Source organism: Vibrio sp. V08_P9A1T1 (genome assembly GCF_963874405.1).
Classification (GTDB): Bacteria; Pseudomonadota; Gammaproteobacteria; order Enterobacterales; family Vibrionaceae; genus Vibrio; species Vibrio anguillarum.
Window position 1 is genome coordinate 1 of record NZ_CAWNIB010000021.1, and the last position, 10,710, is coordinate 10,710.

Genomic DNA, 10,710 nt, shown 5'->3' on the forward strand with positions numbered 1-10,710 from the left:
AGTGCAAGCGGTTTTTAATAAAAAATAAGAAAAACATCTATTTTGTTTAAATAGCAGCCACAAAGCGTCAAAAGAGAGCATTTCGCTCTCTTTTGATAGGCTTTAATCTCTCTCGATCTTAAATAAAAGCGTAGGCATCAGCAAACATGTGATCGCTTTTTGCATTTTTGTATTGGGTAAACTGTTCTCTTGCTGCTCCAGCCATATCAAAACGACCTGCAATATAAATGTCGTACGCTTCTAACGACTCGAAATCATCATTGATCGCTTGGAGTACATTGCCAACCTTACCATTCCAACTTTCATCAGCCGTTTCAACAACAGGTACAAAGTGGATGTTCTCAAATTGCTGAGCAATCTCACTCAGTTCTGTTTTTGCATAGAGTTGGTAAACGTCTTTTGCTCCCCAGTACAAATAGATAGCGTTACTTTTCTTTTGGCTAATACAGTGATCTAAAATCGAGCGTACATAGCTAAAGCCTGTTCCTCCAGCAATGAGTAGTAGAGGGCGCTCATTTTCTTTTACCCACGCATCACCGTGAGGTGCATCTATATTGACTAAACCCTTGTTGCTTAATGCCGTTCTCATTTTCTCAACCACTTCCTGTGCATAAGCATTGTGCTCGGCGGCACCAATGTGCAACTCTAGTTCACCAGAACGGCAAGGGCTGCTTGCGATAGAAAATGGACGTTTATCTTTCTCACCCATTTCTACCATGAGATATTGCCCAGCTTTAAATGCAAGAACGCTTTCAGGTTGGAGGATGATTTTATAAGTATTAGAGGCTAATGGCTCAATTGACTTTACTTTACATTGGGTGGTCATGTTTTTCCTCTGACTTACTCTGCAAAAGTAAGTACTAAGTTACTTGTTGCAAAGGCTTGGCAAGGGAATATCCAACCTTGTCGCTGCTCTTCGTCAGTCAACATCGGTTCTAAGTTATATTCCACTACACCTTCTAATTTTCTGCACATACACATAGCGCATGCACCTATTTGACAACGGTGTGGAAAAGAGATGTTCTTGTTGAGCGCAGCTTCCAACACCGTTGTACCGTCTTGCACTTCAAAAGTATCGCCTTTCGGCAGCAAGATCACCGTATAAGTCATAAAATACCTAGCTCATCCCAGAGCGAGTCTATTTTGGTGACGACCTCGTGATCTTTTTGGATTGGCGTCCCCCACTCTCGCTGAACTTCACCAGAGAGTTTGTTGGTTGCATCCAGCAGGAGCTTGGAACATTGCCCTTCATTAGCTTCTATACGATCAGTATCCCGAGACGGATCCATGCGCGTGGTTATCGCCCAAATCACATCATTCCAATCTCGGATATTCACATCATCATCACAGAGCACAACAAACTTCAGGTTTGAAAATGTCTCTAAAAATGCCCATATCTTTTTTAACAGCTCTTGAGATTGACCAGCGAACGCTTTGTTCATGGATACCATCAAGAAACCATCATTAGAAAATGGCACTAAATAGATATCAACAATCTCAGAATGCTGAGCTCTAAGCTGATCCAAATGCTCAGCTTTGATCTGAGGAGCCGTTGATGGTGATGACTGTTGTCTTGTACCGTCACTCTCAACATCCCATTTAATGGTAGCATCTAAGCCCATTTTGGAGCCTAGCCCCACCACTGGAGAGGCAAAATCAAGTGAATCAATCGGTGTATGTTCGATGAATAAAGTGTCTCGGACTGGGTCCATATGTGTTGTCATTGCATTGATAACTGAATTCCAATCACGAGCATCGACTGATTCATCGCACACCACCACATATTTAGTGTACATAAACTGGCGAAGGAACGACCAAACTCCCATCATGACTCGCTTTGCATGACCAGGGTATTGCTTTTTCATCGTCACCACCGCCATTCGATAAGAACAACCTTCCGGCGGTAAATAGAAATCGACGATTTCAGGGAACTGTTTTTGGAGTATAGGCACAAACACTTCATTTAACGCAACACCAAGCACAGCTGGTTCATCAGGTGGGCGTCCGGTATAAGTGCTATGGTAGATAGGATTGCTGCGCATTGTGATATGCGTAACCGTAAAGACACGATGCTTTTCAACTTCATTATAGTAACCCGTGTGATCACCATAAGGCCCTTCGTCAGCATATTCGTTTGGATCTATGTAGCCTTCCAGCACAATTTCCGCACTAGCAGGCACATCTAGATCATTACTGAGCGATTTAACCACTTCTGTTTTACTGCCTCGTAGCAATCCCGCAAAAGCATATTCAGAAAGCGTATCTGGCACTGGTGTCACCGCGCCTAGAATGGTTGCAGGATCAGCACCAAAAGCCACTGAAACTGGGAAATTCTCTCCGGGGTGAGTGTCCATCCAATCTCTTAAATCTAGAGCACCACCACGATGCGCCAGCCAACGCATGATGACTTTGTTTTTACTGAGTTTCTGTTGGCGATAAATCCCGAGATTTTGTCGCTTCTTGTTTGGCCCTTTAGTGATCGTCAGCCCCCAAGTCAGAAGAGGAGCAACATCATCGGCCCAACAACTCATCACTGGGATTTTGTCTAAGTCAACATCGTTGCCTTGCCAAACAATCTCCTGGCAAGGAGCCTTGCGTAGTCGTTTGGTTGGCATGTTGAGCACTTGCTTAAATAAAGGCAATTTATCGATAGCATCTTTGAAGCCCTGTGGTGGCTCGGGCTCTTTGAGATAAGCTAGTAATTTGCCGACTTCCCTTAACTCTTGGACCTCTTTACGCCCCATGCCGATCGCGACGCGTTTTGCGGTGCCAAACAAGTTAGTGAGCACGGGAACCGTATAACCGATCGGGTTTTCAAATAGCAAAGCAGGACCTGCGGCACGCAAAGTGCGGTCGCTAATTTCCGTCATTTCATAATGAGGATCAATCGGGCAAGTAATGCGTTTTAGTTGGCCTGTTTTTTCCAGATGGTCAACAAATTCACGTAAATCCTTAAAGCTCATAGGCCTACTACATCGCTGATTAAACTGCAGGCAGTATAACAAAAACAACCCATTAACGATCCCCAAATTTCATAGGGTTATTGAGAGAGGGCTTGCAAAATACCACGACTTTTCACCTGAGAATTACTCACCAGTAAATCCTTTAGCCAGCGGCTGTGTCCTTGCTCGACCAAAGCAGTGGCCACTAAATTGACCTCTTCATTGATTGACATTTTGGCTATCAGAAAGTCGCGGATATCAGAACGCATGGGGCTGATGCGAACTAATGCCTTAATCGCTTGTACTTTTAAACTTGGATTTTCACTGGCGGCCATGATCTGTTTTATCGCAAATTCATCGCTTACGCTGGCTAATCGTGTGAGTTCCTGCTGAATGGAGAAATCGACCCGCATCAGCCACAGGAGTTTATAGATTTTAGGATCTTCACTAACTTGAGCTAATCGAACCATCACTTGTGTGGAAGGCAACCATCCGGTCACTGGCTCTGATGTCAGTTGCTCAGTGAGCGCAGCTAAAGCACTTGGGGATACTGTATCTAACTCGCGGATCAGTAACGTTTCGCGAATTTTTACTTGATATTGAGTCCCTGACAACCATGTTTTCAGTACTAGCTCTTGGCGCTCCGCCTTCACCAAGAAATCGAGAATGGTTTGTTCCTGCCGCCAACGCTTTAATAAACGGCTGGCTATCGCAGAAGAGTCAAAAGCTGGAGTTGAGAATTCATAGCCTTGTTCTTTTTCGACAACTTGATAAGTGGGTGCAAGCGCTTGCTGCTCTTCAATGAAGATCACCATATTCGGCGTTAGCGCGAGATCCAACTGCTCGATTTTTTGCAGCAACAGAAAACGTGCGGCTTCTTGCGGTAATAGCGCTAAACGTTGTAATGAAAAACGCAAAGAATCAAATTCATCATGTACCGCGTACTGCAATAGCTCTGCACTTTTATGGCGAATTTGTTCTTCCTGAAGCCATTTTTGAGCTGTATCAGACGTTATTTCTATAGAGGCAGCACTTGGCCACGCACAAAATAAAAATAGCGAGAGGAGAAGCGACGACAACATTCCTTGTTGCATTTTAACCTCCTTGTAACATTTGGCCTATTGTGGAAGGTTAATGGGTCAAATGCAAACAAAAACGCCACCGATAAACGGTGGCGTTGGTCATACTAAACTTAGCGTCTATTATTGACGGCGCATCGCATCAAAAAACTCATCATTGGTTTTCGTCATCGCGAGCTTATCAATTAAGAATTCCATTGCGTCACTTTCACTCATTGGGTGAACGATCTTACGCAGAATCCACATTTTTTGTAACTCATCAGGCTTAGTAAGCAACTCTTCACGACGAGTACCGCTGCGGTTGAAGTCGATAGCAGGGAAGACACGTTTTTCCGCAATTTTACGGTTAAGGTGCAATTCCATGTTACCTGTACCTTTAAACTCTTCGTAGATAACTTCATCCATTTTAGAGCCGGTATCAACCAATGCCGTCGCAATAATCGTTAAACTACCGCCTTCTTCTACATTACGAGCCGCACCAAAAAAGCGCTTAGGGCGTTGCAATGCGTTGGCATCCACACCACCAGTCAATACTTTGCCAGATGACGGGATCACTGTGTTGTAGGCGCGAGCTAAACGTGTGATGGAATCAAGCAGGATAACGACATCTTTCTTATGCTCAACCAAACGTTTTGCTTTTTCGATCACCATTTCTGCCACTTGTACGTGACGAGAAGCTGGCTCATCGAACGTAGAAGCAACCACTTCACCTTTCACAAGGCGTTGCATTTCCGTTACTTCTTCAGGACGTTCGTCAATCAGTAGCACCATCAACACACAATCAGGATGGTTGTTAGCAATACTTTGCGCGATATTTTGTAGCAACATGGTTTTGCCCGCTTTTGGCGGAGCAACAATCAAACCACGCTGGCCTTTACCAATCGGAGAGGCAAGGTCTAGAACTCGTGCCGTAATGTCTTCTGTCGAGCCATTACCACGCTCCATGATCATACGTTCATTGGCATGCAGTGGAGTTAAGTTCTCAAATAAAATCTTGTTACGTGCATTATCCGGTTTGTCGTGGTTAACGGTGTTAACTTTTAACAATGCGAAATAACGTTCGCCTTCTTTTGGTGGGCGAATTTTGCCAGATACTGAGTCACCGGTGCGTAAGTTGAAACGGCGAATTTGGCTTGGTGATACGTAGATATCATCAGGGCCAGCTAAATATGAACAGTCGGCGCTACGTAAGAAACCAAAACCGTCTTGAAGAATTTCCAAGACCCCATCACCAAATATATCTTCACCACTTTTTGCGTGCGCTTTTAGGATGGAGAAGATGATGTCTTGTTTTCTTAGACGCGCTAGGTTTTCGAGGCCTAGGCTCTCACCAAGTTTCACAAGATCAGACACAGGTCTGTTCTTCAATTCTGTTAGATTCATTGTGGTGGATACTTGTTTAGTCAAAATAGGATCTATTTTCTAGTTAAGATGGATTTTGGTCTCAGGATCGACCAAGAAGTGAACACTTGTCTAATTAACGTGCGATAAACTAGCACTAAATAATAGCCTAGTCTAGAGTTTGTTTCTTTTCAAAAAAACAAAGCCGTGCATCAGAAAATGTACGGCTTTGCGATACCTGTTATAGGTTTGCGTCCAAAAACTCTTTCAATTGAGTTTTTGATAACGCACCAACTTTCGTTGCAGCGACGTTGCCATTTTTGAACAGCAGCAAGGTTGGGATGCCACGAATACCAAACTTAGGTGGAGTACCTGCGTTGTGGTCGATATTTAATTTACCGATAGTCAGTTTGCCTTCGTACTCGCTAGCGATTTCATCCAAAATTGGCGCAATCATCTTACAAGGACCACACCATTCTGCCCAAAAATCAACAAGAACAGGGCCTGCAGCTTTGATTACATCGTTCTCAAAACCATCATCTGTAAGCTGCAAAATCTTATCGCTCATCTTCCACTCCAATATGTTTTTCTGCACTGATTATAAGCTAACCAGTAAATAGATGCTCTATTGGAATGTATTTACTTTCGTATTGCAAGCTTAAGCTGATATTCTATGGCGATGAAAAAGACACATATCACAGAGCAAAAGTTCGCCGATTTGGGATTACATCCTCAAGTTGTTGAAGGATTGGAAAAAAAAGGGTTCGATTACTGTACCCCGATCCAAGCCTTGGCGTTGCCGGTACTGCTCACCGGCCAAGACATTGCAGGCCAGGCCCAAACAGGGACTGGTAAAACGCTTGCGTTTCTCGCTGCTACTTTTAACCACTTACTAACAACCCCTGAACATGAAGGGCGAAAACCGACGCAGCCGCGTGCCATTATTATGGCCCCGACTCGTGAGTTAGCGATTCAAATTTATAACGACGCCGAACCTCTGATTGCCAGCACTGGCATCAAAGCCGCGCTGGCTTACGGTGGTGAAAGCTACGATAAGCAGTTGTCTAAGCTGCAAGATGGTGTCGACATATTGATCGGTACAACAGGACGTATCATCGATTTCTACAAACAACACGTGTTTAACTTGAATAATATTCAAGCAGTTGTGCTGGATGAAGCTGATCGCATGTTTGACCTTGGTTTTATCAAGGACATTCGTTTTCTGTTTCGCCGTATGCCAGAACCTAAAGAGCGCCTGAACATGCTGTTTTCAGCCACGCTTTCTTATCGCGTTCAAGAATTGGCGTTCGAGCACATGCATAACCCTGAGCACGTGGTTGTTGAACCAGAACAAAAAACTGGCCATCGCATCCAAGAAGAGCTGTTCTACCCGTCTAACGAACATAAGATGGCGCTATTACAGACACTGATAGAACAAGACTGGCCAGATCGCGCCATCATTTTTGCCAACACAAAACACCGCTGCGACTCTATTTGGGGTCATTTAGCTGCAGATGGGCACCGTGTCGGCCTGCTAACGGGTGATGTACCGCAGAAGAAACGTGAAAAGATCCTTGAGCAATTTACTACCGGTGATGTCGACATTCTTGTTGCAACCGATGTGGCAGCGCGAGGCTTACACATTCCTCAAGTCACACACGTATTCAACTACGACTTACCTGATGACTGTGAAGACTACGTGCACCGTATTGGTCGTACAGGTCGCGCAGGAGAGAGTGGTCACTCGATTAGTTTTGCCTGTGAAGAGTACGCCATTAACCTAACCGCGATTGAAGAGTATACCGGGCACGCGGTTCCTGTTTCTGATTACGATGCATCGGCGTTGATTGAAGACTTACCACCGCCAATTCGTCTGCGTTCTCGTAATCCTCAGCAGCGCCGTACTAATAACAATGGCCCTCGTACTGGCAACCGTAAGCCACAAAATCGTCGCCCACGTCAACCGCATCAAAGTAATAAGGGTTCGTAATCCATTTATGAGTAAAGCCGTGTCCTCGCCGCTCTACGCTGCCATCGACCTTGGGTCGAACAGTTTTCATATGCTCATCGTGCGTCATATTGATGGCAGTGTACAAACGATGGCCAAAATAAAGCGCAAAGTACGCTTGGCCGCCGGGTTAGATGATAACAACGCTCTTAGCCAAGAAGCGATGCAGCGAGGATGGGACTGCCTCAGTTTATTTGCGGAACGACTACAAGATATACCCGCCAGCAATATCCGTATTGTTGGCACTGCCACACTGCGTACAGCCACCAACGTTGAGCTGTTTTTAACTCAAGCCAACCAAATACTCGGCCACCCCATTCAGGTTATTTCCGGTGAAGAAGAGGCGGCCACTATCTATAAAGGAGTGGCGCACACTTCAGGTGGCTTAGGACGACGCTTGGTTGTCGATATTGGTGGGGCCAGTACTGAACTCATCATTGGTGAAGGGTTCGATGCCAAAGCGTTAACCAGTTTAAAAATGGGCTGCGTCACTTGGCTTGAGCGCCATTTTAAAGACAGACAGCTTAACGCGGCTAACTTTAATCGAGCGATTGATGCGGCAAAACAAACGTTAGCGCCTATCCTTGAACAATACTCACAGTTAGGTTGGGATGTGTGCGTAGGTGCCAGTGGCACAGTACAGGCGTTGCAAGAGATTATGCTGGCGCAAGGGATGGATGAGGTGATCACTCATACCAAACTAAAACGCTTGCAAAAACAAGCGATGCTCGCCGATCACTTGGAAGAGCTTGATATTGAAGGCTTAACTTTAGAGCGAGCGTTAGTTTTCCCAAGTGGCCTCTCGATTTTAATTGCCATCTTTGAACTGCTCGAGATTGAATCGATGACTTTAGCTGGCGGCGCATTGCGTGAAGGCTTAGTGTATGAAATGGTCGAAGAGCTGCGCCAAGATGACATTCGAACGCGTACCATCAATAGCGTCCAGGTGCGATATCAAATTGATGTTGACTACGCCAATCAAGTGGCTCAACTTGCCCAATCGCTGCTCAAACAGTGTGGGGGGGAAGATTGGATTGCGGAACCGCAAGCTGAAATGCTGCTCACTACCGCTGCACAATTGCATGAAATAGGGTTAGCGATTGATTTAAAAAAAGGCGGTGAACACAGCGCCTACCTGTTACAAAACCTCGACTTACCCGGCTATACCCGTGCACAGAAACACTTTCTAGGCGAAATTGCTCGTCGTTATCGCGAGCAGCTCTCTTCATTGCCAGAGCAGTACGCTCTGTCGGGCAACAGCGCCAAGCGGGTGTTACGTTTACTGCGCCTTGCCGTATTGCTCAGCCATCGTCGTAACGAGGCACTACAGCCTAAATTTACACTGCAAGCTCAAGGTGACCAACTGACTCTTCGGTTATCCGCCAAATGGTTAGCGGCCAATCCTCTCACCACCGCCGAGCTGGATATTGAAGCAAACCGTCAAAGCGACATTGGTTGGCCACTCATTATCGACCCATCATAGTCATAAGATGCAGACACATAAAAAAGCCCGAGCAGCACTTGCTCGGGCTTTGATTTTCTATCTTCCTAGTATAATGGCTTGCTACTCCACTACTGAACATTTCAACTACTGAGCATTGATCCCAACAGTTCGAAAATCAGGGTTGACCGCTGTCAGCTTCCGGATCAAGTAATTGAGCAGCACACCGTACATCGGCACAAACAGGCCTAAACTGATCACCAGTTTAAAACCATAATCAACCAAAGCAATTTCGGTCCAATGTTCAGCCATGAACGGATCGGGGCTTTGATAGAAAGCAATCGCAAAAAAAGCGACCGTGTCTAATGCATTACCAAATAACGTAGAACAGGTTGGCGCAACCCACCACTGCTTCATCTGGCGCAGACGATTAAACACATGCACATCCATAATTTGCCCTAGCAAATACGCCATAAAACTGGCAATAGCAATACGAGCAACAAACAGATTAAACTCATGAAGCTGAGCAAGCCCTTGGAATTGACCTTCAAAAAATAGCACCGAGAGTGCATAAGAAACAATCAAAGCCGGTAACATCACTAAGAAAATGATTTTACGAGCCAACGCTGCACCAAAAATGCGTACAGTGAGATCCGTTGCCAGAAAAATGAATGGGAAAGTAAATGCGCCCCAAGTGGTATGTAAACCGAATACAGTAAAGGGCAACTGAACCAGATAATTGCTTGATGCAATAATGATCAAATGAAATAGCACTAAAAGTGCCAAAGCTTTGCGCTGCTGCGCAAGGGTAAAGTAACTCATTGTGTACCTTTTTAGTTTGTTTTGGGGGCGAGGGAACCCAAATCGAAGAATTAGTCTTGCATTAATTTGTAGGCTTATCACGCGATCATATTCAAATCACGAGCTTAGCGGCGGGCGATTATACAGCAATAAACCCCCTCGACAAGCCTTGAAATAAGAGCAAACGTTTACCCATTGAAGAAAATATCACCGTTTTAAAATTCCCCTTTCACAGCTAAAGGCCGACCTTTTTGTTGTAGACATCCATGGGAACGTGCTACTCTTCGCCTCCATTTTTTCTGGCCTTATTTTCATTTTCTAGGATGAAACTCTCTGGGTCAGTGCTATCTTTTAACATGCTGATAGACGCAAATATCAGTATTCAATCCTAACCTAACGTGGAACAGAACAGATGGGCAAAGGTACTCTTTATATCGTCTCTGCACCCAGTGGTGCAGGCAAATCAAGCTTGATCTCTGCGATGTTGGAAACCAACCCAACCTATGCGATGAAAGTCTCTGTTTCACATACCACACGCGGCATGCGCCCGGGCGAACAAGATGGTGTTCATTACCATTTTGTACAAAAAGAGCTGTTTGAAGAGTTGATTACTAAAGGTGAATTTCTCGAACATGCTGAAGTATTTGGCAACTACTACGGCACCTCTAAGGTATGGATTGAAAATAACCTCAACAAAGGCATTGACGTTTTTCTTGATATTGACTGGCAAGGCGCGCGTCAAATACGCGACAAAATGCCGGATGCAAAAAGTGTGTTTATCCTTCCTCCTTCAAAAGAAGAATTGGAACGCCGCTTGAATGCTCGTGGTCAAGACAGTGAAGCCGTCATTGCTAAACGTATGAATGAAGCTCAAGCTGAAATCTCGCATTACACCGAATACGACTATGTCATCATAAATGATGATTTCGATGTGGCATTAATGGATTTCAGAGCTATTTTACGTGCTGAACGATTGAAGCAAGACAAGCAAGCTGCTAAATATAACAGCATGCTCAACGCGCTACTGGCGGAATAATCACCCGCTCAAACAAGGCAAAGTCTATCGCTAGTATAAACAAAGATTAGACTGTATACTTT

10 protein-coding genes are annotated in these 10,710 nt (G+C 44.9%); 3 read left to right on the forward strand and 7 right to left on the reverse strand.

From position 1 onward, the window contains the following. Nucleotides 1-118: 118 nt before the first annotated feature. The 6 genes from fre to trxA form a co-directional block, all read right to left on the reverse strand. Entirely contained in the window at nt 119-826 is a 708-nt protein-coding gene (gene fre, locus AACT21_RS01185; RefSeq protein WP_088731505.1) for an NAD(P)H-flavin reductase, read from the reverse strand. Between the two features lie 14 nt (nt 827-840). Further along, nucleotides 841-1,110: a 2Fe-2S iron-sulfur cluster-binding protein gene (locus AACT21_RS01190; RefSeq protein WP_013855397.1), complete on the reverse strand. Its 270-nt coding sequence runs from the start codon at nt 1,108-1,110 to the stop codon at nt 841-843. After that, on the reverse strand, nt 1,107-2,963 hold the full coding sequence (gene ubiD, locus AACT21_RS01195) for a 4-hydroxy-3-polyprenylbenzoate decarboxylase (protein ID WP_088731503.1): 1,857 nt from the start codon (nt 2,961-2,963) through the stop codon (nt 1,107-1,109). Before ubiD ends, AACT21_RS01190 begins: the two co-directional genes overlap by 4 nt. A 77-nt stretch (nt 2,964-3,040) precedes the next feature. After that, on the reverse strand, nt 3,041-4,036 hold the full coding sequence (locus AACT21_RS01200; protein ID WP_094164202.1) for a hypothetical protein: 996 nt from the start codon (nt 4,034-4,036) through the stop codon (nt 3,041-3,043). 108 nt (nt 4,037-4,144) lie between these two features. Continuing rightward, entirely contained in the window at nt 4,145-5,404 is a 1,260-nt protein-coding gene (gene rho / locus AACT21_RS01205) for a transcription termination factor Rho (RefSeq protein WP_010319292.1), read from the reverse strand. A 199-nt stretch (nt 5,405-5,603) separates the two neighbouring features. Further along, a complete protein-coding gene (gene trxA / locus AACT21_RS01210) occupies nt 5,604-5,930 on the reverse strand; it encodes a thioredoxin TrxA (RefSeq protein WP_010319293.1) in 327 nt (108 codons plus the stop codon). A 111-nt stretch (nt 5,931-6,041) separates the two neighbouring features. Here trxA and rhlB point away from each other — a divergent pair, with 111 nt between their 5' ends. Next, a complete protein-coding gene (gene rhlB, locus AACT21_RS01215; protein WP_064626111.1) occupies nt 6,042-7,352 on the forward strand; it encodes an ATP-dependent RNA helicase RhlB in 1,311 nt (436 codons plus the stop codon). 7 nt (nt 7,353-7,359) lie between these two features. Beyond that, nucleotides 7,360-8,853: a guanosine-5'-triphosphate,3'-diphosphate diphosphatase gene (gene gppA / locus AACT21_RS01220; RefSeq protein ID WP_094164203.1), complete on the forward strand. Its 1,494-nt coding sequence runs from the start codon at nt 7,360-7,362 to the stop codon at nt 8,851-8,853. Nucleotides 8,854-8,958: 105 nt separating this feature from the next. Here the strand turns inward: gppA and AACT21_RS01225 are convergent, their stop codons facing one another. After that, on the reverse strand, nt 8,959-9,633 hold the full coding sequence (locus AACT21_RS01225) for a 7-cyano-7-deazaguanine/7-aminomethyl-7-deazaguanine transporter (RefSeq protein WP_026028324.1): 675 nt from the start codon (nt 9,631-9,633) through the stop codon (nt 8,959-8,961). 391 nt (nt 9,634-10,024) lie between these two features. On the opposite strand from AACT21_RS01225, the gene gmk reads away from it, so the two are divergent. Continuing rightward, a complete protein-coding gene (gene gmk / locus AACT21_RS01230; RefSeq protein ID WP_017044367.1) occupies nt 10,025-10,648 on the forward strand; it encodes a guanylate kinase in 624 nt (207 codons plus the stop codon). Nucleotides 10,649-10,710 lie beyond the last annotated feature (62 nt).

What these genes read in the sequence shown, in the direction of transcription:
- ubiD (WP_088731503.1), bottom strand. Translation starts at nt 2,963, where the DNA reads ATGAGCTTTAAGGATTTACGTGAATTTGTTGACCATCTGGAAAAAACA.
- AACT21_RS01225 (WP_026028324.1), bottom strand. Translation starts at nt 9,633, where the DNA reads ATGAGTTACTTTACCCTTGCGCAGCAGCGCAAAGCTTTGGCACTTTTA.
- gppA (WP_094164203.1), top strand. Translation starts at nt 7,360, where the DNA reads ATGAGTAAAGCCGTGTCCTCGCCGCTCTACGCTGCCATCGACCTTGGG.
- rho (WP_010319292.1), bottom strand. Translation starts at nt 5,404, where the DNA reads ATGAATCTAACAGAATTGAAGAACAGACCTGTGTCTGATCTTGTGAAA.
- AACT21_RS01200 (WP_094164202.1), bottom strand. Translation starts at nt 4,036, where the DNA reads ATGCAACAAGGAATGTTGTCGTCGCTTCTCCTCTCGCTATTTTTATTT.
- AACT21_RS01190 (WP_013855397.1), bottom strand. Translation starts at nt 1,110, where the DNA reads ATGACTTATACGGTGATCTTGCTGCCGAAAGGCGATACTTTTGAAGTG.
- rhlB (WP_064626111.1), top strand. Translation starts at nt 6,042, where the DNA reads ATGAAAAAGACACATATCACAGAGCAAAAGTTCGCCGATTTGGGATTA.
- gmk (WP_017044367.1), top strand. Translation starts at nt 10,025, where the DNA reads ATGGGCAAAGGTACTCTTTATATCGTCTCTGCACCCAGTGGTGCAGGC.
- trxA (WP_010319293.1), bottom strand. Translation starts at nt 5,930, where the DNA reads ATGAGCGATAAGATTTTGCAGCTTACAGATGATGGTTTTGAGAACGAT.
- fre (WP_088731505.1), bottom strand. Translation starts at nt 826, where the DNA reads ATGACCACCCAATGTAAAGTAAAGTCAATTGAGCCATTAGCCTCTAAT.